The organism is Zobellella sp. An-6, assembly GCF_052487945.1.
Genome location: NZ_CP199259.1, coordinates 2392485 through 2414650, shown reverse-complemented (window position 1 = coordinate 2414650; position 22166 = coordinate 2392485). Strand labels below are relative to the sequence as shown.

General features: G+C 64.7%; 20 protein-coding genes and 1 pseudogene. 20 read left to right on the top strand and 1 reads right to left on the bottom strand.

From position 1 onward, the window contains the following. Nucleotides 1-18 precede the first annotated feature (18 nt). The 19 genes and pseudogenes from ACT7DK_RS11265 to ACT7DK_RS11175 form a co-directional block, all read left to right on the top strand. Nucleotides 19-300 (top strand): annotated as a pseudogene (locus ACT7DK_RS11265) (HPr family phosphocarrier protein); the annotation flags it as partial. Then, nucleotides 280-2049: a phosphoenolpyruvate--protein phosphotransferase gene (gene ptsP / locus ACT7DK_RS11260; protein ID WP_445402332.1), complete on the top strand. Its 1770-nt coding sequence runs from the start codon at nt 280-282 to the stop codon at nt 2047-2049. The pseudogene ACT7DK_RS11265 and the gene ptsP, both read left to right, overlap by 21 nt. Next, a complete protein-coding gene (gene pfkB / locus ACT7DK_RS11255; RefSeq protein ID WP_445399178.1) occupies nt 2046-2990 on the top strand; it encodes a 1-phosphofructokinase in 945 nt (314 codons plus the stop codon). The genes ptsP and pfkB overlap by 4 nt, the downstream gene beginning before the upstream one ends. Continuing rightward, on the top strand, nt 2991-4736 hold the full coding sequence (locus ACT7DK_RS11250) for a PTS fructose-like transporter subunit IIB (RefSeq protein WP_445399176.1): 1746 nt from the start codon (nt 2991-2993) through the stop codon (nt 4734-4736). Between the two features lie 225 nt (nt 4737-4961). Next, entirely contained in the window at nt 4962-7772 is a 2811-nt protein-coding gene (gene hypF / locus ACT7DK_RS11245; protein WP_445399174.1) for a carbamoyltransferase HypF, read from the top strand. A gap of 49 nt (nt 7773-7821) precedes the next feature. Beyond that, complete coding sequence (locus ACT7DK_RS11240) at nt 7822-8079, top strand: HypC/HybG/HupF family hydrogenase formation chaperone (protein WP_094038093.1); 258 nt, start codon at nt 7822-7824, stop codon at nt 8077-8079. Next, nucleotides 8069-9208, top strand: coding sequence for a hydrogenase formation protein HypD (gene hypD / locus ACT7DK_RS11235; RefSeq protein ID WP_445399171.1), 1140 nt, complete (start codon nt 8069-8071; stop codon nt 9206-9208). The genes ACT7DK_RS11240 and hypD overlap by 11 nt, the downstream gene beginning before the upstream one ends. Next, nucleotides 9201-10235 carry a hydrogenase expression/formation protein HypE gene (gene hypE / locus ACT7DK_RS11230; protein WP_445399169.1) on the top strand — a complete coding sequence of 345 codons (1035 nt, stop codon included), beginning with the start codon at nt 9201-9203 and terminating at the stop codon, nt 10233-10235. The genes hypD and hypE overlap by 8 nt, the downstream gene beginning before the upstream one ends. A 2-nt stretch (nt 10236-10237) precedes the next feature. After that, a complete protein-coding gene (locus tag ACT7DK_RS11225; protein ID WP_445399167.1) occupies nt 10238-10564 on the top strand; it encodes a hydrogenase maturation nickel metallochaperone HypA/HybF in 327 nt (108 codons plus the stop codon). Continuing rightward, nucleotides 10564-11304, top strand: coding sequence for a hydrogenase nickel incorporation protein HypB (hypB, locus tag ACT7DK_RS11220; protein WP_445399165.1), 741 nt, complete (start codon nt 10564-10566; stop codon nt 11302-11304). The genes ACT7DK_RS11225 and hypB overlap by 1 nt, the downstream gene beginning before the upstream one ends. Then, complete coding sequence (locus ACT7DK_RS11215) at nt 11301-12413, top strand: 4Fe-4S dicluster domain-containing protein (protein WP_445399163.1); 1113 nt, start codon at nt 11301-11303, stop codon at nt 12411-12413. The genes hypB and ACT7DK_RS11215 overlap by 4 nt, the downstream gene beginning before the upstream one ends. Then, nucleotides 12406-13224: an FAD/NAD(P)-binding protein gene (locus tag ACT7DK_RS11210; protein ID WP_445399161.1), complete on the top strand. Its 819-nt coding sequence runs from the start codon at nt 12406-12408 to the stop codon at nt 13222-13224. Before ACT7DK_RS11215 ends, ACT7DK_RS11210 begins: the two co-directional genes overlap by 8 nt. Continuing rightward, on the top strand, nt 13221-14018 hold the full coding sequence (locus ACT7DK_RS11205; RefSeq protein WP_445399159.1) for a sulfhydrogenase subunit delta: 798 nt from the start codon (nt 13221-13223) through the stop codon (nt 14016-14018). The genes ACT7DK_RS11210 and ACT7DK_RS11205 overlap by 4 nt, the downstream gene beginning before the upstream one ends. After that, nucleotides 14015-15319 (top strand): Ni/Fe hydrogenase subunit alpha, encoded by a 1305-nt coding sequence (locus tag ACT7DK_RS11200; RefSeq protein WP_445399157.1) that lies wholly within the window; start codon nt 14015-14017, stop codon nt 15317-15319. Before ACT7DK_RS11205 ends, ACT7DK_RS11200 begins: the two co-directional genes overlap by 4 nt. A gap of 99 nt (nt 15320-15418) precedes the next feature. Continuing rightward, nucleotides 15419-17203, top strand: coding sequence for an acetate--CoA ligase (gene acsA, locus ACT7DK_RS11195; protein WP_445399155.1), 1785 nt, complete (start codon nt 15419-15421; stop codon nt 17201-17203). Then, a complete protein-coding gene (gene pdhA, locus ACT7DK_RS11190; RefSeq protein ID WP_445399153.1) occupies nt 17181-18179 on the top strand; it encodes a pyruvate dehydrogenase (acetyl-transferring) E1 component subunit alpha in 999 nt (332 codons plus the stop codon). Before acsA ends, pdhA begins: the two co-directional genes overlap by 23 nt. Continuing rightward, on the top strand, nt 18176-19159 hold the full coding sequence (locus ACT7DK_RS11185) for an alpha-ketoacid dehydrogenase subunit beta (protein ID WP_445399151.1): 984 nt from the start codon (nt 18176-18178) through the stop codon (nt 19157-19159). The genes pdhA and ACT7DK_RS11185 overlap by 4 nt, the downstream gene beginning before the upstream one ends. Then, entirely contained in the window at nt 19156-20295 is a 1140-nt protein-coding gene (locus ACT7DK_RS11180; protein ID WP_445399149.1) for a dihydrolipoamide acetyltransferase family protein, read from the top strand. The genes ACT7DK_RS11185 and ACT7DK_RS11180 overlap by 4 nt, the downstream gene beginning before the upstream one ends. After that, the gene (locus ACT7DK_RS11175) at nt 20292-20576 is read left to right on the top strand and encodes an acyl carrier protein (RefSeq protein WP_445399145.1); all 285 of its coding nucleotides are present in this window, start codon (nt 20292-20294) and stop codon (nt 20574-20576) included. Before ACT7DK_RS11180 ends, ACT7DK_RS11175 begins: the two co-directional genes overlap by 4 nt. A 25-nt stretch (nt 20577-20601) precedes the next feature. Here ACT7DK_RS11175 and ribA read toward each other — a convergent pair whose 3' ends face one another. Then, a complete protein-coding gene (ribA, locus tag ACT7DK_RS11170) occupies nt 20602-21201 on the bottom strand; it encodes a GTP cyclohydrolase II (protein WP_445399143.1) in 600 nt (199 codons plus the stop codon). A 194-nt stretch (nt 21202-21395) separates the two neighbouring features. Here ribA and cmk point away from each other — a divergent pair, with 194 nt between their 5' ends. Next, nucleotides 21396-22076: a (d)CMP kinase gene (cmk, locus tag ACT7DK_RS11165; RefSeq protein ID WP_445399141.1), complete on the top strand. Its 681-nt coding sequence runs from the start codon at nt 21396-21398 to the stop codon at nt 22074-22076. Nucleotides 22077-22166: the final 90 nt, after the last annotated feature.

Here is a 22166-nt window from a genome sequence, read left to right as displayed (position 1 = left end):
CCGGTCGAGAGCGAGACGCCGGCCCTGGCCGCCAACGAGCGGCTGGTGGAGGTGCGCAATCCCCACGGCCTGCACGCCCGACCCGGCGCCATGCTGGTGCAGACCGCCAAGAAATTCGAGGCCGACATCCAGGTGCGCAACCTGGACGGCGACGGCCACAGCGTGTCCGCCAAGAGCCTGATGAAGGTCATCAGCCTGGGCGTCAAGGCCGGCCACCAGTTGGTATTCAAGGCCGAGGGTACCGATGCCGAGGCCGCTCTGAACGGCCTGGTCGAGGCGGTGAACAGCGGCCTGGGAGAAGAACTCGCCCCGCTTGCGGCCGCCCCGGTGGCCGAGGCCGAGCAGCCCGAGATCCATCAGGTGCACGATATTGCCCCCAACACCGAAGTACAGGGCGTGGCCGCCTCGCCGGGCACCGCCATCGGGCCGGTGTTCGTGGAGGCCCCCATTCAGTTCGAGTATCCGGAAAAGGCCAGCGATGCCGCCGCCGAACAGGGCAAGCTGAGCGCCGCCATCAAGCAGGCCCACAGCGACCTGGCCGCCAGCGTGGCCAAGGCGACCCAGCCCCAGGCCAAGGAAATCATGGCCATGCACCAGGAGCTGCTGGACGATCCTTCCCTGGCGGAAGGCGCCGCCGAACGTATCCAGAAGGGGCAGTCCGCCGCCGCCGGCTGGTGGAGCGAAATCGACTCCGCCGCCACCCTGCAGGCCGCCAGCCCCGATGCCCTGCTCGCCGAGCGGGCCGCCGACATCCGCGACATCGGTCGGCGGGTGATGGCCATTCTGTGCAATACCAGCCTGCCGCAGAAGCCGGATACCCCCTATGTCTGGGTGGCGGAAGACATCGGCCCCTCCGACGTGGTCAACATGGATCCGGCCAAGGTGCTGGGCATGGTCACCGCCGGCGGTGGCGCCTCTTCCCACAGCGCCATCCTGGCCCGCTCGCTGGGCATCCCGGCCCTGGTGGCCATGGGCGGCGCGGTCATGACCCTGAAGCAGGGCACCGAAGTGATACTGAACGGCGAGGCCGGTACCCTCTGGGTGGCGCCCGAGGCCGAGCAGCTGGCGCAGGCCAAGGTCCGCCAGCAGCAAGAGAAGGAACTGGCGGAAAAGGCCTGGGCCAGCCGCGATCAGCATGCGACCACCCGCGACGGCCATCGCATGGAGATCTGTGCCAACCTGGGTGAGACCGCCAAGGCGGTGGAGGCGGTGGAGGCCGGCGCCGAGGGCGTGGGCCTGTTGCGCACCGAGTTCGTGTTCATGGCCCAGAGCAGTGCGCCTGGCCTGGATGCCCAGATTGCCGAGTACAAGAAGGCCATCGACGCCCTCGACGGCCGCCCCCTGGTGGCCCGGACCCTGGACGTGGGCGGTGACAAGCCGCTGCCCTACTGGCCGGTGCCGAAAGAGGAAAACCCCTTCCTCGGGGTGCGCGGCATCCGCCTGTGCATGCAGAAGCCCGAGCTGCTGGAAACCCAGCTGCGGGCCCTGCTGACCGCCGCCGGTGACCAGCCCATCCGCATCATGTTCCCGATGGTGGCGGACTGGTCCGAATGGCGCTGGGCCAAGGACATGTTCGACAAGGTCCAGGCCGAGGTGAATGCCAAGGACGTGCAGGTGGGCATCATGGTGGAAGTGCCTTCCGCCGCCCTCAACGCCCAGGTGTTTGCCGACGAGGCCGATTTCTTCAGCATCGGCACCAACGACCTGACCCAATATACCCTGGCGGTGGACCGCGGCAACGGCGAGCTGGCCAGCCTGTCCGACGGCCTCAACCCGGCGGTGCTGCGCCTCATCAAGATGACCGTCGACGCCGCCCACGCCAAGGGCAAGTGGGTCGGGGTGTGCGGCGAGCTGGGCTCGGATCCCAAGGCGCTGCCGCTGCTGGTGGGCCTGGGGGTGGATGAGCTGTCGGTCAGCCTCAAACGGGTGCCCATGGTCAAGGCCCAGGTCCGCGACTGGAGCCTGAGCGAGTGTCAACAACTGGCCGAGCAGGCCCTCAAGGCCAGTGATGCCAATGCGGTGCGGGCCCTGGTAGGAGAAGCCAAATGAGCATACTGACCCTGACCCTGAATCCGGCCCTGGATCTGACGGTCTCCCTGGATTCTCTCAAGCCTGGCGAGGTGAACCTCGCCAAGTCCGGCCACCTGGGTGCGGCCGGCAAGGGCATCAACGTGGCACGGGTGCTGGCCGATCTGGGCCATACCCCCCGGGCCTGCGGCTTTCTCGGCCTGAACAACGACTCGTCGTTCCGGGCCCTGTTCAGCCAGCACGGCATCGAAGACGACTTCGTGCGCCTGGCGGGCGATACCCGGGTCAACGTCAAAGTCAGTGAGGGGGACGGTCGGGTCACCGACATCAACCTGCCCGGCCTCAAGGTGACCGACGTGGACTGGAACCGGCTGCTGGCGCGGCTGGAATCCCTGGCCAACAACTTCGACACCCTGGTGGTGGCGGGCAGCCTGCCGCCCGGGGTCCACCCCCAGCAGCTCGAAGGCATGATCGAAATGTGGCGGGAGCGGGGCAAGGCGGTCCTGCTGGACGCCAGCGGCGAGGCGCTGCGGGCGGGCATCAAGGGCCTGCCGGCGCTGATCAAGCCCAATATCGACGAGCTGGCCGGCCTGGTCGGCCGGCCCATCCAGGATGATGCGGATCTCGCCGCCTGCGCCCGCGAGCTGCAGGCCCAGGGCATCGAGCACGTGGTGGTGTCGGCCGGTGCCGACGGCGTGCACTGGTTCAGCCCCAAGGGGTACTGGCGGGCCCAGGTGCCCAAGGTCAAGGTGGTCAGCACCGTCGGGGCAGGGGACAGCCTGGTGGCCGGCCTGTGCGCCGGTTTCGTGGAAGGACTGGAAGAAGCAGAGACCCTGCGCCGGGCCGTGGCACTGTCGTTGATGGCGGTGACCCAGATCGGGGTAGGCATTCGCAATCAAAAGGAAGTCAGTGACTATCAAAACGCCATCCTGATCACTCAGGTCGAGGCCAAGGAGATATAAATGAAGACATTGATCGTAACCGCCTGCCCCAGCGGCATGGCGAGCAGCTACATGGCAGCCCGCCTGTTGCGCCAGGCAGCAGAGGAACTGGGCTGGCAGGCCACGGTGGAATGCCACAGCCAGCTCGAGCCGGTGATCCCTTTCACCCAGGCCCAGATCGACGAGGCCGAACTGGTGGTGGTGGCCGCCGGCACCGAACTGGACCTGTCCCGCTTTGCCGGCAAGCCGTTGTACAAGAGTGATATCCAGCAGGCGCTGAACGGGCCCAAGGCCTGGCTGCAGCAGGCCGCCGGCCAGGCGGTCAGGCAGCAGGGGAGCGCGCCGGCCGCCGCTGCCGGCGTCAGGCTGGTGGCCATTACCGCCTGCCCGACCGGGGTGGCCCACACCTTTATGTCCGCCGAGGCCCTGAATGAGACCGCCAAGGCCATGGGCCACCAAATCAAGGTGGAAACCCAGGGCTCGGTGGGTGCCCAGAACGCCCTTACCGCCGAGGACATCGCCGCCGCCGACTGCGTCATCGTGGCCGCCGACATCGACGTCAACCTGAGCCGGTTCGACGGCAAGCGGGTCTACCGCACCAGCACCGGCCAGGCGCTGAAAAAGCCCAAGCTCACCATCGAGACCGCCCTCGCCGAAGCCAAGATGTACCAGCATCAGGGGCAGGGCAACGGCGCCGCCCAGGAAGGCAAGGACGACAAGAAACAGGCCGGCCCCTACCAGCACCTGCTGACCGGGGTTTCCTTCATGCTGCCCATGGTGGTGGCGGGGGGCCTTATCATTGCCCTGTCGTTCGTGTTCGGCATCGAGGCCTTTAAAGAGGAAGGCACCCTGGCCGCCGCCCTGATGCAGATCGGCGGCGCCTCGGCCTTCGCCCTGATGATCCCGGTGCTGTCCGGCTATATCGCCTATTCCATCGCCGACCGTCCCGGCATCGCCCCCGGCATGATCGGCGGCATGCTGGCCAGCTCCCTGGGAGCCGGTTTCCTCGGTGGTATCGCCAGCGGTTTCCTGGCCGGCTATGCCGCCCGCTTCCTGGCACGCAACATCCCCATGCCGAAGAGCCTGGAGTCGCTCAAGCCGATCCTGATCATCCCGCTGTTCGCCAGCCTCTTTACCGGCCTGGTGATGATCTACATCGTCGGCGGTCCCGTCGCGGCCATCATGAACACCATGACCGACTTCCTCAACAACATGGGCTCGGCCAACGCCGTGCTGCTCGGCATCATTATCGGGGCCATGATGTGCTTCGACATGGGTGGCCCGGTCAACAAGGCGGCTTACGCCTTCTCGGTCGGCCTGCTGGCGTCCGAGACCTATGGCCCCATGGCGGCGGCCATGGCGGCGGGCATGGTGCCGGCGCTCGGCATGGGCATCGCCACCTTCCTGGCCCGGCGCAAGTTCAACACCAACGAACAGGAAGCGGGCAAGGCCTCCTTCGTGCTGGGGCTGTGCTTTATCTCCGAAGGGGCCATTCCCTTTGCGGCCCGGGATCCGCTGCGGGTGATCCCGAGCTGCATGATCGGCGGTGCCCTGGCCGGCGCCCTGTCCATGCTGTTCGGCGCCAAGCTGCTGGCACCCCATGGCGGCATCTTCGTGCTGTTCATCCCCAACGCCATCCAGCAACTGACGTGGTACGTGCTGGCGATCGCCGTCGGCTCCCTCGTCACCGGTGTGCTCTACTCGGTACTGAAGCGCAGCGACGCGGAAATGCTGGCCGCCAGCCAGCAGGCCGCCGCCAAGGCATAACGGCCGAAGCAATAAAAAACCCGGGAGTTTCCCGGGTTTTTTGTCTCCAATTACTTACGCTTCACGCTTCACGCTTCACGCCTCACCACGCCGGTGAAAAGGAAGAAGAGGTGCACTTTGGCAAGGAATGACGGATGCACCTTCTTCACTAAAAACGGGCGCTGCGGCGCCCGTTTTTAGTGGGTGAGCCATAGTTGAAAGACCAGACATCGAAGAAGGACGGCAATGAAGGCGACGGCCGGGGTACGGATTGTGTTTCTGGGGAATCCTCTGCGGGGCGACGATGCCGCCGGTCTGCGCGCGCTGGCACTGTGCCGGCGCTTTTCCTGGCCCGACGGGGTCGAGCTGGTGGACGGGGGCACGGGAGGAGTGAGTCTGCTGCCGCTGTTTCGCCACTGCCGGCGCGTGATACTGGTGGACACTTTTTTGACCGCCGGGCGTGCGGGCGGCATTAATCTTTTGCGCAATGTGACGGCGGACGCACTGGCGGGCAGTGATGGGGCTGAACATGGCGGCGGCATCAAGGGGCTGCTGGCGCTGGTGCCGCAACTGGTATCACCGGCCCCGGTTGTCGATCTGATGGTGATTGGCGGGCACCGTTTTACGCCCTGTACCCTCGAGCTCAGCCATGAGCTGGCTTGTGCCCTGCCGGCATTGTGCCGGCGCCTGCATGGCTATGTAACGGAAGAGCTGATGCCGCCCGGCCTGGCGAGCGAAGCGCCGGCGGGTTACCGCCTGCACATTACCGGGTGTGTGCAGGGGGTGGGCTTTCGCCCCTTTGTTTATCGGCTGGCCACCGGGCTCGGTCTGGTGGGGGAGGTCGGCAATATCGGCGCCGGAGTGCAAATCCGGCTGGCCGCCGATGAGCCCACGGTGGCGGCGTTTTGCCGGCGGTTGTGGGCCGAGTGCCCGCCTCATGCCCGCATTGAGCGTATCGATACCGAGCCCTTTGACTGGGTGTCCGTGCCCCGCGAGTTTGGAGTGGTGAACAGCCAGACGAAGGGACAGGGCGCCCGGATCCCGCCGGATCTGGCGCCTTGTGCGGCGTGTCTGGCGGAGCTGAACGACGCAACCGACCGGCGCCATGGTTACCCCTTTATCAACTGCACGAATTGTGGCCCCCGCTATTCCATCGTGCGGGCCCTGCCCTGGGACAGGGCCCATACCGCCATGGCGGAGTTTGCCCTGTGCACTGCCTGTGATGAAGAGTATGGCGATCCCGGCAACCGGCGTTTTCATGCCGAGCCCGTGGCCTGTGCCGTTTGCGGTCCGCATTTGTGGCTGCAAGGTGCCGAAGGGCAGCATATCCGGGGGGCCGCGGCGAGCCTGCTGGCGCAATGTGCCACCTGGCTGAAGCAAGGTCGAGTGCTGGCGCTCAAGGGCATTGGCGGGTTTCAGCTGGCCTGCGATGCCGGCTCGGCAACGGCCATTGGGTTATTGCGCGAGCGCAAGTACAGACCCGCCAAGCCCTTTGCGGTCATGATGCGGGATCTGGCGCAAGTGGACGCCTGGTTTGAACTGAATGACGCCGAGCAGGTGCAACTGAGCAGCCCGGCGGCGCCCATTGTGCTGTTGCCCAGGGCGCGGCTGCGACCGCAGCTGGCGGGCATGGCGGCCGAAGCGCTGGCGCCGGGGCTGGCGCACCTCGGTGTGATGGTGGCGAGCTCGCCGCTGCACTGGCTGTTGCTGAACGAGCTGGACGGTCCGCTGGTGATGACCTCGGGCAATGCCGGGGGCGAGCCCATCTGTACCGGTAACCGGCAGGCCCTGTCGGCGCTGGCCCCACTGGCCGATGCGTTTCTGCTGCATAACCGACCCATAGTGAACCGCTGCGATGATTCGGTGCTGGCCGTGGTGGCCGGCCGGCCCAGGCTGATTCGCCGGGCCCGGGGTTTTGTCCCGGATCCCATCCCCCTGCCTGCCGGGCTGAACGGCACCGTGCTGGCGCTGGGCGCGGATTTGAAAAACAGTTGCTGCCTGGCCGGTTCAGGCCGGGCGGTGCTGTCTGCCCACATGGGCGATCTGGCCAGTCCGGCCTGTCTGGATGCGTTAGGGCAGGAAGTGGAACGTCTGCCGGCGCTGCTGGGCCTCAAGCCCCGGGCCATTGCCGTCGATTTGCATGCCGACTATGCCGCCACCCGGCTGGGCGTGCGCCTGGCAAGGGAGCGCGGACTGCCGTTGTACCGGGTGCAGCATCATCATGCCCATCTGGTGTCCTGCCTGGTGGAAAACAGCCATGGGCCAAATGAGCCGGTGCTGGGCGTGGTGCTCGACGGCCTGGGCCTTGGCGATGACGGCAGCCTGTGGGGCGGGGAGTTCATGCTGGCCGATTACACCGCTTACCGCCGGCTGGGGCGGCTGCGGCCTTTCCCTTTGCTGGGGGGTGATCAGGCCAGCCGCCAGCCCTGGCGCAACCTGCTGGCCCAGCGGGCATCGTTTTCTTTATGGCCGGAGCTGCAATCCCGCTGTCCGTTACTGTTCGGGGATGAGGCCGAGACGTTGCTGGCCATGGCGCCGCGTTTTCCGCTGACCTCATCGGCGGGGCGATTGTTCGATGCGGTGGCGGCACTGCTGGGCGTGGCGCCTGCCGAGCAGAGTTTTGAAGGGGAAGCGGCCATGAAGCTTGAAAGCCTGGCCGGCAGGGTGCAGGCCAGCGCCTGTTATGACGTTCGGGTAAGCCGAGAAGGCGGACTCTGGCAACTGGACCCGGCCCCGATGTGGCCCATGATGATCAATGCCCTGCTGGCGGGAGCAAGCGAAGCGGTGCTGGCGGCCAATTTTCACCTAAGTTTAGTGAGTGGGCTGTGCCGAATGGTGCAGCAGTTGCAACGCCAAGCTCGCTTTGACGTCGTGGCCCTGAGCGGTGGTGTGATGCAAAACCGCCTGCTGCTGGCGGCCCTGGTTGAGGCGCTGGAAGCCATGGGGCTGACGGTACTGACCCAAAGCCGGGTGCCCAGCAACGACGGGGGCATTGCCCTGGGTCAGGCCGCCATCGCCCTTGCCCGGGGCAGGAGCAGGGGGAAGGCGCCGCGTTAGCCGGCGCGAGCAGGTTGTTTCGACCTGCGCCGAGGGGAAGGGGGTGTTTATGTGCCTGGGAATACCGGCCCGAATCGTGAGCATTGTGGATGCCGACGCCGGCCTGGCGCTGGCAGAGACTGCCGGGGTACGCCGGCAAATCAATATCGCGCTGCTGGCTGCCGATGGGCGCGCACTCTCGACGCTGGTGGGGAAGTGGGTGTTGCTGCATGTGGGTTTTGCCATGGCGCTGATTGACCAGCAGGAAGCCGACCGCACCCTGGCCTTGCTGGCGCAAATTGAGCAGAGGGAATGTGATGAGCCTTAACACAGACTTTCGTGATGCCGACCGGGTACGGGCCCTGCTGGCCGCCATGACCCCGGTGGCCGGACGGGTGGCGGCGCGCCTTGGCCGGCCCTTGCAGATCATGGAAGTGTGTGGCGGCCATACCCATGCCATTTTTCGTTTCGGGCTGCACCAGCTCATCCCTGATGCCATCGAGTTTATTCACGGCCCCGGCTGCCCGGTGTGCGTGCTGCCGGTGGCGGCGGTGGATCAGGCGGTCGCTCTGGCCCGGCAGCCCAACGTGATCCTGGCAAGCTTTGGTGATCCGCTGCGGGTGCCGGGCAGCCGGGGCAGTTTGCTGCAGGCCAAAGCCGAGGGCGCCGGGGTGAGGGTGCTTTATTCCCCCTATGACGCCCTGGCGCTGGCAAAGGCACATCCCCGCAAACAGGTGGTGTTTTTTGCCATCGGTTTCGATACCACCATGCCGGGCACCGCCCATTCGATTCTGGCCGCCGACCGGGCCGGCATCGGTAACCTGCGTTTTCTCTGTCACCACATTCGGCTGATGCCGACCCTGACCGGCCTGCTTGAGGCGGGCGAGGTTAAGCTGGATGGCTTTGTGGGGCCGGGGCATGTCAGCATGGTGATCGGCAGCCGGGTGTATGCCCCCATTGCTCGGCAGTACCACAAGCCGCTGGTGATTGCCGGCTTTGAGCCGGTGGACTTTCTGCAGGCCCTGTATCAGCTGGTGTTGCAGCTGGATCAGGGGCGTTGTGACATCGAAAACGCCTATGCCCGGGTGGTGGCGGACACAGGCAATCCGGCCGCCCTGCAAGCAATCGAGCAGGCGTTTGAATCGGGCGTTGACGGCCACTGGCGCGGCCTTGGCCGGGTGCCGGGCTCGGGGGTGCGGATACGCGCACCATACCGGCATCTGGATGCGACCGGGCTGCTGGCCGTGGCCGGGCCGGCCAAGGCCGCCGGTGATCCTGCCTGGTGCCATGGCGTGCTCACCGGCCGGATCAAGCCGGATCAGTGCCCGCTGTTTCGCCGCCGGTGCACCCCCGAGCACCCGGAGGGAGCCCTGATGGTATCGAGCGAGGGCGCCTGTGCCGCCTACTACCAGTACCGGCCCGAGCAAGACCACCCCGAGGAGGCCCGCCGTGACTAGCGCCGAAGAGACCATCACCCTGGCTCACGGGGCCGGGGGCGGGGCCATGCATGGGTTGATCGACGGCCTGTTTCTGTCCGCCTTTGGCGATATGCCCTTGCTGCAAAAGGAGGATCAGGCCCGCTTGCCATTGGCCGGCCTGCAGGCCCGGGGGGACCGGCTGGCGCTGACCACCGACAGCTTTGTGGTCAGCCCGCTGGAATTTCCCGGGGGCGACATCGGCAAGCTGGCGGTGTGCGGCACCTTGAACGATCTGGCCGTGGGCGGGGCCGTGCCGCTTTATCTGAGTGCCGCCTTTATCATCGAGGAAGGACTGCCGCTGCCGCTGCTGCAACGCCTGGTCGGCTCCATGGCCGAGGCCGCCCGCCAGGCCGGGGTTACCATCGTCACCGGGGATACCAAGGTGGTGGAACGGGGCATGGCCGACAAACTCTTTATCAACACCACCGGCGTGGGAGTGATCCCGGCGGGGCTGACCCTGTCCGTTGCCGCGGCCCGGCCCGGCGACAAAGTGCTGATCAACGGTCATGTAGGGGATCACGGCGCCGCCGTCATGCTGGCCCGGGAAGAGCTGGGACTGGAGGGGAAGCTTGCCAGCGACTGTGCCGCCCTGCACACGCTTATTCAGCCGGTGCTGGCGCAATGCGCGGGCGTGCGCTGCCTGCGCGACGCCACCCGCGGCGGCCTGGGAGGGGTGCTGAACGAAATGGCCGAGGCGTCGTCGGTGGAGATTCGGCTGACCGAACAGGATCTGCCCATTCGCCCGCAGACCCGGGCGTTGTGCGAACTGCTGGGGCTGGAGCCGCTGCTGCTTGCCAATGAAGGGCTGGCCGCCATGGTGATCGCCCCCGAGCAGGCCGGGCAGGCCCTGGCGTTGTGGCAGGCTCATCCCCTGGGCCGGCATGCCCGCATTATCGGCGAGGTAAGGGCGCCGGCTTCGCCGGGACGGCTCAGCCTGCTCGGTCCCTACGGCGGCGCGCGGCTGCTGGAGGTGCCCCATGGCCTGCAATTGCCACGGATCTGCTGAGCATGCATGAGCTCTCGGTGGTGCGGGCCCTGCTGACCCGGCTCAAGCCTTATCAACACCGGGAGATCCGCCGCATTACCGTCGAGGTGGGCGCCATGAGCTGCGTGGATGGTGAACGGCTGCAGTTCTGTTTTGACATGGTCAAGGAAGAGGCCGGGTTAAGCGGTGCCGAGCTGGTCATCCAGGTGGTGCCGGCCCGGGCCGAATGCCGGCACTGCGGCCGGCATTTCACCCCGGACAAGCCGGGGGACGCCTGTCCCTGCAGCAGCCACGACTATACTTTGACGTCAGGAAGGCAACTGCTGTTAACGGAAATAGGATTCGGCTGATGTGTGGTCACTGCGGATGTTCCGGCGACAAGGCCCGGTTGTCGACACCGGGCAGCGAAATCCATCGTCACCTTCACCATGAAGGTGACAGCCTGCAACTGCAGCAGGCACTGCTGGCCGGCAACGATGAACTGGCCCGGCAAAACCGCGACTGGCTGATCGCCCATGGTATTACCTGCATCAACCTGATGGGTACCCCGGGCGCCGGCAAGACCCGGCTGCTGGAAGCCACCTTTGCCCATGCCCCCAGACAGGCCGGCTGGCCGCCGATGGCGGTGCTGGAAGGGGATCAGCACACCCAGAACGATGCGCGGCGCATTCAGGCCTGTGGCGGCCGGGTGGTGCAGATCAACACCGGCACCGGCTGTCATCTGGACGCGCACATGATACAGGCGGGGCTGGCCACCCTGGCGGCGCCGGACGGCGCGCTGGTGCTGGTCGAAAACGTCGGCAACCTGGTGTGTCCGGCGCTGTTCGATCTGGGCGAGCAGCACCGTGTCGCCATGATGGCGGTGACCGACGGCGACGACAAACCGGAAAAATATCCTCATCTGTTTGCCGGCTGCGGGCTGGTTATTATCAACAAGGCCGATCTGCTGCCTTATCTGAAGGTGGATCTCGACAGCATAAAAAGCGCCCTGCGCCGGCTTAACCCTCATGTTCAGATCCTGGTGCTGTCTGCCCAGAGCGGCGAGGGGCTGAATGCCTGGTACGACTGGCTGTTGAGCACGCGGCCATGAGCCGGCGTTTTCTGCCGCGAAAGCACCTGCACCGGCTGCATCACGCGCTGGTGCAGGCCGGTTATGAGGTGATTGGCCCGCAAGTGAAAGACGACGCCATTGTGTTCGCGCCGCTGGCACATGTCGATCAACTTCCCTGGGGCTGGCAGGAGCAGGCCGACGCGGGCAGCTACCGCCTGCAGCGCACCGCCGGCGAGCGCGCCTTTGCCTGGAACACCGGCCCGCAGGGCCTCAAACCCTGGCTGTTTTTACCTGAGCAAACCCTCTGGCGGGCCGAGCACACCGACGATGGCCTGTGTTTTCGCGCCGTGGAGCCAAAGCCCAGGCTGCTCGCGTTTATCGGCCTGCGGGGTTGCGATCTGGCGGCACTGCGCATTCAGGATCAGCATTTTATCAAAGGGCCTTATGCCGATGCCTTTTACCGGGCTCAGCGCGAGCACCTCTTTATTGTGGCGGTGAACTGCGGCCGCAGCGCCGACACCTGCTTTTGTGTGTCGACCGGCGACGGTCCCGAGGCCCGTTTCGGTTTTGATATTCTGCTCGACGAGCTGGCAGAGGGCTACCTGTTGCAGACCAGCAGCGACAAGGGCGACACCATTGCGGCTCAATTGCCGCTGAACAAGGCGAAGAATAAGCAACTGAGCGAGGCGGAAACCGCGCTGGCGGCCGCCCGCCGGCAACAGCGAGTCATGCCCGGCGAAGCCGAACTGGCGCAGCTGGTGGACCGGCTCGACCACCCGCGCTGGCAGCAGGTGGCCGAACGCTGCCTGGCCTGTGGCAACTGCACCTCGGTCTGCCCTACCTGTTTTTGCTCGAAACAGGACACCGAAGGCGACATTCGCCATCGGCAGGCCGAGCAGGTGCAGCGCTGGGACTCCTGCTTCAGCGAGCAGCACAGTTACATCACCGGCAAGGTGATCCGCCATGAACTCCGCCACCGCTACCGGCAATGGCTGGTGCACAAGCTGGCCACCTGGCAGCAGCAATTCGGCCGCAGTGGCTGTGTCGGCTGCGGTCGCTGCATTGCCTGGTGTCCGGTGGCCATCGATCTGGTGGAAGAAAGCCAGGCCCTGCTGGAGGAGCCATCACAGGAGGGCAAACATGGCTGACGGGGTGCCCATGGTCGCCACCCTGGCGGCCAAAACCATGGAGGTGCCGGGAGTACATACCCTGAGTCTGGCGCTGGACACGCGCTCACCGTTCGACTTCGATTACGGCCAGTTCAACATGCTTTACCTGTTTGGCGCCGGTGAGGTAGCCATTTCCATCATGGGCTGGCATCAGGGGCTGTTGCAGCACACCATTCGCGCCGTGGGCCGGGTCACGCGGCCGCTGGCAGCGCTGGAGGTCGGCCAGCAGCTGGGCCTGCGCGGCCCCTTTGGCCGGGGCTGGCCACTGGCGCAGCTGCGGGGGCGGGACCTGGTGTTTATTACCGCCGGGCTGGGCTGTGCCCCGGTGGTGGCGGCCATTCACCATGCGGTGGCCAACCGGGATCAATACGGTCGCATCGTGATCCTGCAAGGGGTCAAGCACCATGCCGATCTGCTGTGGCAGACGCAGTACCGGCGCTGGCAAGCCCTGGGCGAATGCCAGGTATTGCTGGCCGCCAGCGAGGAACACCGGCACCGGCATCACTGGCGGCTGGGGCTGGTGACCGAATTGCTGGCGCTGGCGGAGTTCGCTGCTGATCACTGTGCGGTCATGATGTGCGGGCCCGAGATCATGATGCTGGCGGCCCTTAAACAGCTGGCGCGCTTAAAAGTGGCGGACGAGGCGGTTTATCTGAGCCTGGAACGCAATTTTCAGTGCGGCCGGGGCCTGTGTGGTCATTGTCAGCTGGGGCCGTATTTTGTCTGCAAGGACGGTCCGGTATTTCATTATCCGCAGGTCAAGCCCTGGCTGGGCAGGGAGGGCGTATGACGGCCAAGCTGACCCTGGCGGTGCACAAGCTGACCTCCTGCTCCGGCTGCCAGCTGGCCTTGCTCAATCAGGGGCCGGCGCTGCTGGATTTATTGGAGGAAGTGGAGTTTGTGCATTTTATCGAGGCGGGCATAACCGGGCCGGACAAAACCGTGGATGTGGCCTTTGTCGAGGGCAGTGTGTCCACGCCGGACGATCTCGAACGCACCCGGCGCCTTCGCCGCAACAGCAGGCTGGTGGTGACCATGGGCGCCTGTGCCACCAGCGGCGGCATTCAGGCCCTGCGCAATCTGGCGGATGGCCCGGGCTGGAAAGCGGCCGTTTATGCCCGGCCGGACTTTATCGCCACCCTGGCCACGTCCACCGGGGTAGCCGAGCACATCCAGGTGGACTTTGAACTCTGGGGCTGCCCCATTACCGTGGAGCAGATGCGCCATTTTCTGAGTCAGTTGCGCCTGGGCGTGTGGCCCCGGCCCGAGGCTGAAAAGCTGTGCATGGAGTGCAAGCGCCGCCAGCAGGTGTGCGTCATGGTCACCAGGGGCGCCCCCTGTCTGGGACCGGTGGTGCGCACCGGCTGCGGTGCCCTCTGCCCCGCCTTTGGCCGGGCCTGCTATGGCTGTTTTGGTCCGTCCGAGCAGCCCAACGGCGACAGCCTGGCCAACCGCTTCGCTGGCCTGGGGCTGCTGCCCGACGACATTGCCCGGCGGTTTGCCGCCATTCACAGCCACAGTCCGCCGTTTCGCGAGCAGTACCGGCGCTGGCAGCGCATCGATGTGCGGGAGGTCGACGAATGAAGAAAAAGGCCAGGCGTCGCATCGCTCTCAAGGTGCCCTTTGTGACCCGGCTGGAAGGGGAAGGCAGTCTGGAGCTGAACGCCAGAGGCGACCGCATCGACCGGTTGCATCTGGCCATTTTCGAGCCGCCCCGGTTGTTTGAGAAGTTTCTGGAAGGGCGGGGCTATCAGGAGGTGCCGGATCTCAACGCCCGCATCTGCGGCATCTGCCCCATGGCCTACCAGCTCACTTCCATTCAGGCGATGGAGCGGTTGTTCGGCATAGCGCTGCCCCCGCCGCTGGCGCAGTTGAGACTGCTGATGAATCTGGGAGAGTGGGTGCAAAGCCATGCCCTGCATATTCACTTTCTGGCGGCACCCGACTTTCTCGGGTTTGATCATGCCCTCGACATGGCCAAGGTGTTCCCCGAGGTGCTTAAACGGGGCATGTTGCTGCAGGAAGCCGGCAATGCCCTGATGGCGCTGCTGGGCGGTCGCTCCGTACACCCGGTGGGGTTGCAGGTGGGGGGCTTTGGCCGTCTGCCCGATCACGAACGCTGGCATGAAGTGCGTGGGCTGGTGAAGCAGGCGCTGCCCGCCGCCGAGGCACTGGTGCGCTGGACTGCGGAGCTGACGTTGCCCGATTACAGCCACGACTTTATCTGGGTCAGCCTCACCGAGCCCGACGGTTATGCCATCAATGGTGGCCGTATCACCAGCAGCCATGGCCTGAGCCTGGATTATTCCGACTACCCCCGACATTTTGCCGAGCATCAGGAGCCTCATTCCACCGCGCTCTATTCCCTGCTCAATGGCCAGGATTACCTGGTCGGCCCGCTGGCGCGGATGAACAACAGTTTTGAGCGGCTGCCTGCCGAGGTGCGCGTCCTGGCCCGGGAATGCGGCTTTGCGTTTCCCAGTCGCAACATGTTTACCAGCATTCGAGCCCGGGCACTGGAAATATACTGGGCTCTGTTCGAGGCCAACCGGTTGCTGGCGCAGCCATGCCCCAACGGCGAGGCCAGCCTGCCGGTCACTCCTACCGCGGGAGAATGCTTTTTCTGTACCGAGGCGCCGAGGGGCATGATTTATCATTATTACCGGCTGGATGAGCAGGGCCGGGTGCTGTCCTGCTCCATCATTCCGCCCACCAGTCAGAATCAGGCCCGTATCGAGCAGGATCTCAGGGCTTCGGTCACCCGCTTTGGCCTGCACCACAGCGATCAGGAGCTCAAACTGTTCTGCGAGCGGCTGATCCGCAACTACGACCCCTGCATTTCCTGCTCCACCCATTTTCTGCAGTTCAGGCTGCGGCGCGAATAGCCGGTTTATGGCTAAACTTGCCTCAAGAGCGTCAAAGGGTGGCATCATTCGGTCACCCGCTCTGCCACCCGTAAAGCCACCGGCAAGCAGGAGGCTCGCATGGGCTTTGAAATCATCACCAAGACACCGGAGCCGTCCGGCGTCAGACCCAATCTGCCGGACTACCGGCAAGGCTGTCGTCAGTTTCACTGGCAGCAGGCCCAAGCCAGGATTAAGGGCCATGAGGGGGGCATCAACATCGCTTTTGAGGCGCTGGATCGCCATGTGCTGGAGGGGCTGGGCGAGCAGACGTCGCTTGTCTGGCTGAGCAAACAGGGGGAGCGGCGCACCTTCAGTTACCGCGAATTGCAGGGGCTCAGCAACCGCTTTGCCAGCCTGCTGGCCAGCCTGGGAGTCGTCAAGGGAGAAACCGTGTTCAGCCTGTGCGGACGCACGCCCCAGCTGTATGCCGCCTTGCTGGGCAGCCTGAAAGCCGGCGCCGTGTTTTGCCCGCTGTTTTCCGCCTTTGGCCCCGAGCCCATTCGTTCCCGTATGGAGATTGGCAATGCCAGGGTATTGATCAGCAGCGCCCGTCTTTATCAAAAGAAAGTGGCGCCCTGGCGCAGCGAGCTGCCTTATCTTCAGCATGTGTTGCTCTACCACTGCCACGGCGACTGCCCCGCCGGCTGCCTGGATCTGGACTCCGCTCTGGCGGGGGCCGCCGAAACCTTTCACATCTATCCGACGCAGCCTGAAGACCCGGCCCTGCTGCATTTTACCAGCGGCACCACCGGCCTGCCCAAGGGCGCCCTGCATGTGCATGAGGCGGTGGTGCATCACAGTTATTCCGCCTGGTGCGCGCTGGATCTGCATCCCGGCGACATTTACTGGTGCACGGCGGATCCGGGCTGGGTTACCGGCACCAGTTATGGCGTCATTGCCCCCTTGTGCAACCGGGTCACCCTGGTCGTGGACGAGGCGGAGTTCGATCCCGAGCGCTGGTACCGGATCCTGGCCGACGAAAAGGTCAATGTCTGGTATACGGCCCCCACCGCCATTCGCATGCTGATGAAAGCCGGTGACGAGCTGCCGGCCCGGTATGATCTGGGGGCACTGCGTTTTCTGGCCAGCGTCGGCGAGCCGCTCAATCCCGAGGCGGTGGTCTGGGGGAAGCGGCTATTTGGCATGCCTTTTCACGACAACTGGTGGCAGACCGAAACCGGCGGCATCATGCTGGCCAATTTTGCATCCGAGCCGGTGAAGCCGGGCTCCATGGGGCAGCCGCTGCCGGGCATCACGGCGGGCATCGTCCGGGTGGATGACCAGGGGCGGCTCACCGAGCTGAGCGCTCCCGGGCAGGTGGGCGAGCTGGCGCTGAGGCCGGGCTGGCCGTCCATGTTCAGGGGCTATCTGCATGATGAGCAACGTTACCGCCACTGCTTCAGGGACAACTGGTATCTGAGCGGTGATCTGGCCTGGCGGGATGAGGACGGCTACTACTGGTTTGTGGGCCGTAGCAAGGAGCTGATCAAGTCCTCCGGCCATCTGATCGGCCCCTTTGAGGTGGAAAGCGTGCTGCTCGAGCACCCGGCGGTGGCGGAAGCCGGGGTAATTGGTATTCCCGATGCGGTCGCCGGTGAAGTGGTGAAGGCCTTTGTGGCGCTCAAACCCGGTTATGAGGCCGGTGAGGACGTGCTGAAAAGCCTGATGGCCCATGCCAGAAAGCGCCTGGGCCCGGCGGTGGCGCCCCGGGAGATCGCCATCAAGGACAATCTGCCCAGGACCCGCAGCGGCAAGATCATGCGCCGCCTGCTGCGGGCCCGCGATCTGGGCTTGCCACCGGGCGATATTTCCACCCTGGAAAGCGATGAGGGCAACGGTTATGAACACTCACCCCGAAGCTGACGGCCGCGGGCCGGACAGCCGTCACTTGCTGCAGTTGCTGCAGGCGATGTTGCGCATTCGCCGTTTTGAAGAGCGCTGCGCCGAGCTGTATATGGAAGAGAAAATCCGCGGCTTTCTGCATCTCTATATTGGCGAAGAAGCGGTGGCGGTGGGCGTGATGCAGGCGCTGACGGCGGAAGATGCGGTGATCGCCACCTACCGGGAGCACGGCCATGCCCTGGCCCGGGGGCTGGACATAAAAGCGGTGATGGCAGAGATGTTCGGCAAAGTCGGGGGCAGCAGCCGGGGGCGGGGCGGCTCCATGCACATTTTTGATCAGGAAAAACGGTTTTATGGCGGTAATGCCATTGTCGCCGGCGCCCTGCCGATGGCGGTAGGGCTGGCATTGGCCGACAAGCTGCAGGGGCACAAGCGGGTGACCTGCTGCTTTTTTGGCGAAGGGGCGGCGGCGGAAGGGGAGTTTCACGAAAGCCTCAACCTGGCCCAACTGTGGCAACTGCCGGTGCTGTTCGTGTGTGAGAACAACCGCTACGCCATGGGCACGGCCCTGGCTATCTCCGAGTCGGAGCAACACATTTACAGAAAGGCCGCCAGCTATGGCCTGGTCGCCCGCGAGGTGGACGGCATGCAGGTGCTGGCGGTGGACGCGGCGGCGCGGGAATGTTGCGAGGCCATTCGCCAGGGGGGCGGGCCCCGTTTTCTGGAATGTTTGACCTACCGTTTTCGCGGTCACTCCATGTTTGATACCCAGCTTTACCGTACTCCGGAAGAAGTCGAGCAATGGCAGAAAAAGGGCCCCATTGTGCAGCTCAGACAGCATCTGGAGCAGCGCGGTGAGTTGGATGAAGCCCGGTGGCAACAGCTGGAGCAGGCGGTCAGGCTGGAGATTAACGCCGCCGTTGCCTTTGCCGAGCAGTCGGCGTTTGAGCCCGAGTCGGAGCTGTGCCGCGGTGTCTATCAGGAGCCGGAAGCATGAATATGCCAGACATCAGCTATCGGGAAGCGGTGCGGGAAGCCATACGGGAAGCCATTCGGCAGGATCCCCGGGTATTCCTGATGGGCGAGGATGTGGGCCATTACGGTGGCTGCTATGCGGTGACCAAGGGGCTGTTGCAGGAGTTTGGCGAGCAGCGGGTGCGGGATACGCCCTTGTCCGAGTCCGGTTTCGTCGGTGCGGGGATAGGCGCGGCGCTGGGTGGCATGCGGCCCATTGTGGAGGTGATGACGGTCAATTTCAGCCTGCTGGCGCTGGATCAAATCGTCAACAATGCCGCCACCCTGCGCCATATGTCCGGTGGTCAGCTGGGAGTGCCGCTGGTGATCCGCATGGCCTGCGGCGCCGGCCGGCAGCTGGCGGCCCAGCATTCCCACAGTCTGGAAAACTGGTATGCCCACGTGCCCGGCCTCAAGGTGCTGGCGCCGGCCACCCTGGCCGATGCCCGTTATATGCTGGCCATGGCCCTGTCGGATCCCGATCCTGTGCTGCTGTTTGAGCATGTGCTGCTCTACAACATGACGGGGCCGGCCCCCACGGCGGAGGAATGCCCGGACATGCACCGGGCGCTGGTGCGCCGGCAAGGGACGGAGCTCAGCCTGGTCAGTTACGGCGGCTCCCTGCCCAAGGCGCTGGAGGCGGCCGAGTTGCTGCAAGGCCGGGGCATCAGCGCCGAGGTGGTGGACCTGCGCTGTTTGCGTCCGCTCGATAGCGACACCCTGTTTGCCTCGGTCAACAAGACCCGGCGCTTGCTGGTAGTGGACGAAGGCTGGCGCACCGGCAGCCTGGCCGGCGAAATTTGCGCCCAGGTGGCGGAGCATTGCTTCTGGTCGCTGGATGCACCGCCCCAGCGAGTGTGCAGCACAGAGGTACCGATCCCTTATCCCCGGCATCTGGAGCTGGCGGCCACCCCCCAGGTCGAGGGCATAGTGGCTGCCGCCATCAGGGTGGTGGGAAAATGATCAAAACCATCAGCATGCCATCCTTCGGATCCGACATGGCCAAGGGCACGGTGGCGGAGTGGCGGGTGAAACCCGGGGATGCGGTTCACCGGGGCGATGTGATCGCCACCATCGACACCATGAAGGGGCTGATTGATCTGGAAGTCTTCGACGACGGCGTGGTTGAGACACTATTGGCACCGATAGGTGAGCCGTTGCAGGTGGGTGAGCCCATCGCTCACTTGCGCCTGAGTGGTGATGCCGAACAGGAGGAAACGGTCAGAGAACCCCGGGTACCGAATATGCCTGAGCCGGAACCGACCAGGCCGGCGACTGCCGGGAGATCCGTTCGCATTTCGCCGGCGGCCCGCCAGCGGGCCGGCCAGCTGGGCATCGACTGGCGTGGTCTGGGACCCGGCAGCGGACCCGATGGCGCCCTGGTGCTGGCGGACATCGAGGCGTTGGCGTCATCTTCAAAGCCGCAGGAAGCGGAGCCGCGGATGCGCCAGGCCATTGCCGCCGTGGTGAGTCGCTCCAAGCGGGAGATCCCCCATTACTATCTGGAGCAGGACATTGCCCTGGCGCAGGCCCAGGCCTGGTGCACGGCCTTTAATCATGGCAAGCCCGCCGAACAACTGGTGCTGGTCAATGCCCTTGTCTACTGTGCCCTGGCTCGAGCACTGGCCGAGTTTCCCCGCTTCAACGGTTTTTACCGGGACGGTCACTATTACAGCGAGCCCCGGGTGCACCTGGGCAACGTCATCCACCTGCGCCGGGGCGGGCTGGTGGTGCCGGCCATCCATGACGCGCACCTACTGGGAGCGGCACAAATGATGGCGGCCCTTCGGGATCAGGTGATCCGGGCCCGGGAAGGGGGGCTGCGCAGCGCTGAACTGCAGGAGGCGACGGTGACCGTGTCCAGTTTGGGGGAGCGGGGAGTGGATCGCATTCAGGGGGTGATCTTTCCGCCGCAAGTGGCCCTGCTGGGTATTGGTCGGGTGCGCCTGGCTCCCTGGGTACAGCAGCAGAGCATAGTGCCCATGCTCCAGGCCAGCTTCAGCCTGGCCGCCGACCACAGGGTGAGTGACGGTCACGAGGGCGCCCGTTTGCTTAATCGGATAGACAACTTATTGCAACAGCCGGAGCAACTGGAATGAAAGACAAGCAAGCGCTGACCGAGCTGGTCTGTCGCCACATTCGGGACATAGCACCGGATGCCGATACCGCACAGCTGGATCCGGGAGAAGACATGAGAGACGCACTCGATCTGGACTCGATGGATTTTCTGCGGCTGGTTGAGGCGCTGGGCCGGGAGCTGGAGATACCTATTCCGGAAGCCGACTTTGCCAGCATCACTCAGCTGTCGCAGATGGTGGATTACCTGAGCCGGCACGCCGGCGAATCCGAGCAAGAAAATACCGGCCTGGGGCCGGTATGACTCATGGGGCGGGGGAGAGGAACCTTCAGTCCTGCTCTTTCAGCATGTGGCCCAGCTTGCCGGCCTTGGTATCCAGATAATGCTCGTTGAAGGGGTTGCGGCCTTCCTGCAGCGGTACCCGCTCCACCACGTCGATGCCGAAGTTTTCCATCGCCTTGACCTTGCGCGGGTTGTTGGTCATCAGCCTGAGCTGCTTGATACCCAGGCTGCGCAGCATGTCGGCACAGATGGTGTAGTCGCGCATGTCGGCGGCAAAACCCAGCTCCACATTGGCTTCTACCGTGTCCTTGCCCTGATCCTGCAGATGGTAGGCGTGGATCTTGTTGAGCAGGCCGATGCCGCGGCCTTCCTGACGCACATAGAGCAGCACGCCCCGGCCTTCCTTGGCGATCCTTTCCATGGCCGCCTGCAGTTGAAAGCCACAGTCGCAGCGCAGGCTGAACAGGGCGTCACCGGTCAGACATTCGGAATGGATACGGCCCAGTACCGGCTGGCCGTCGGCCACGTCGCCCATCACCAGGGCGGCATGGTCCTTGCCGGTGCCTTTTTCTTCGAACCCGACCAGGGTAAAGGTGCCCCAGGGTGTCGGCAGTTTTGAGTTTGCCATCCGGGTAACACTGCTCATGGCGTTCCTCTTCGTTTCTCAAGCAACAAAAAATAGCGGCCATTGTAAAGCGGATGGGGCTGCAGGTATAGGCGCAATATGCAATGTAGGAAGGTTAATTAATTGTAAATTATGCCCTTTGTTCCCCAACTCGGGTATAATGCCGGCCGCGCGGCACCCGAGGTGCCCAGATACATGATTGAGTGGAGGATGCAATGTCTGAACTAGCTCCCGTCATCGCCGTCGATGGCCCGGGCGGAGCCGGCAAGGGAACGCTTTGTCAGTTGCTGGCCGAAAAACTGGATTGGCATTTGCTTGATTCCGGCGCCATCTATCGCGTGCTGGCGCTGGCGGCACTGCATCACAATGTGGCGCTGGATGATGAAGCCGGGCTCATGCCCCTGGCGGCCCACCTGGATGTGCAGTTTCCGGTGGTGGAGGGGCAGATCAAGACCATCCTGGAAGGGGAGGACGTCTCCCGAGCCATCCGCACCCAGGATATCGCCGAGGCGGCCAGCCAGGTCGCCGCCTTTCCCCGTGTGCGCGAGGCCCTGCTGCGGCGCCAGCGAGCCTTCCGGGCCAAGCCCGGACTGATTGCCGACGGGCGGGACATGGGCACGGTGGTGTTCCCCGATGCCCAGGTCAAGATCTTCCTTGATGCCAGCGCCGAGGAAAGGGCGTACAGGCGGCTTAAACAGTTGCAAGATAAGGGCTTTGATGTTAGCTTTGACCGTCTTTTAAGCGAAATCCAGGCGCGTGACGACCGGGACAGAAACCGGAGCGTGGCGCCCCTTAAAGCCGCCGACGATGCCCTTGTTATCGACTCCACCCATTTGTCCATCGCCGAGGTGCTGGACAAAGTATTGAGTCATACTAAGGTTATCCTTGGTCGCTGAAGCGATTTGGCAATGCCCGCCTTATGGAAGAGGCAGGCCAGTGTTAATCACCCCACAGGTGCCGGATTGCCCAGTGGATGTTCAACTCTA

Coding starts and splice junctions, on each gene's coding strand:
- ACT7DK_RS11205 (WP_445399159.1), top strand. CDS start 13,221: ATGACGGCCAAGCTGACCCTGGCGGTGCACAAGCTGACCTCCTGCTCC.
- ACT7DK_RS11210 (WP_445399161.1), top strand. CDS start 12,406: ATGGCTGACGGGGTGCCCATGGTCGCCACCCTGGCGGCCAAAACCATG.
- ACT7DK_RS11240 (WP_094038093.1), top strand. CDS start 7,822: ATGTGCCTGGGAATACCGGCCCGAATCGTGAGCATTGTGGATGCCGAC.
- pdhA (WP_445399153.1), top strand. CDS start 17,181: ATGAACACTCACCCCGAAGCTGACGGCCGCGGGCCGGACAGCCGTCAC.
- pfkB (WP_445399178.1), top strand. CDS start 2,046: ATGAGCATACTGACCCTGACCCTGAATCCGGCCCTGGATCTGACGGTC.
- hypF (WP_445399174.1), top strand. CDS start 4,962: ATGAAGGCGACGGCCGGGGTACGGATTGTGTTTCTGGGGAATCCTCTG.
- ACT7DK_RS11215 (WP_445399163.1), top strand. CDS start 11,301: ATGAGCCGGCGTTTTCTGCCGCGAAAGCACCTGCACCGGCTGCATCAC.
- ACT7DK_RS11250 (WP_445399176.1), top strand. CDS start 2,991: ATGAAGACATTGATCGTAACCGCCTGCCCCAGCGGCATGGCGAGCAGC.
- ribA (WP_445399143.1), bottom strand. CDS start 21,201: ATGAGCAGTGTTACCCGGATGGCAAACTCAAAACTGCCGACACCCTGG.
- cmk (WP_445399141.1), top strand. CDS start 21,396: ATGTCTGAACTAGCTCCCGTCATCGCCGTCGATGGCCCGGGCGGAGCC.
- hypB (WP_445399165.1), top strand. CDS start 10,564: ATGTGTGGTCACTGCGGATGTTCCGGCGACAAGGCCCGGTTGTCGACA.
- ACT7DK_RS11225 (WP_445399167.1), top strand. CDS start 10,238: ATGCATGAGCTCTCGGTGGTGCGGGCCCTGCTGACCCGGCTCAAGCCT.
- ACT7DK_RS11180 (WP_445399149.1), top strand. CDS start 19,156: ATGATCAAAACCATCAGCATGCCATCCTTCGGATCCGACATGGCCAAG.
- ACT7DK_RS11200 (WP_445399157.1), top strand. CDS start 14,015: ATGAAGAAAAAGGCCAGGCGTCGCATCGCTCTCAAGGTGCCCTTTGTG.
- ACT7DK_RS11185 (WP_445399151.1), top strand. CDS start 18,176: ATGAATATGCCAGACATCAGCTATCGGGAAGCGGTGCGGGAAGCCATA.
- acsA (WP_445399155.1), top strand. CDS start 15,419: ATGGGCTTTGAAATCATCACCAAGACACCGGAGCCGTCCGGCGTCAGA.
- hypD (WP_445399171.1), top strand. CDS start 8,069: ATGAGCCTTAACACAGACTTTCGTGATGCCGACCGGGTACGGGCCCTG.
- ACT7DK_RS11175 (WP_445399145.1), top strand. CDS start 20,292: ATGAAAGACAAGCAAGCGCTGACCGAGCTGGTCTGTCGCCACATTCGG.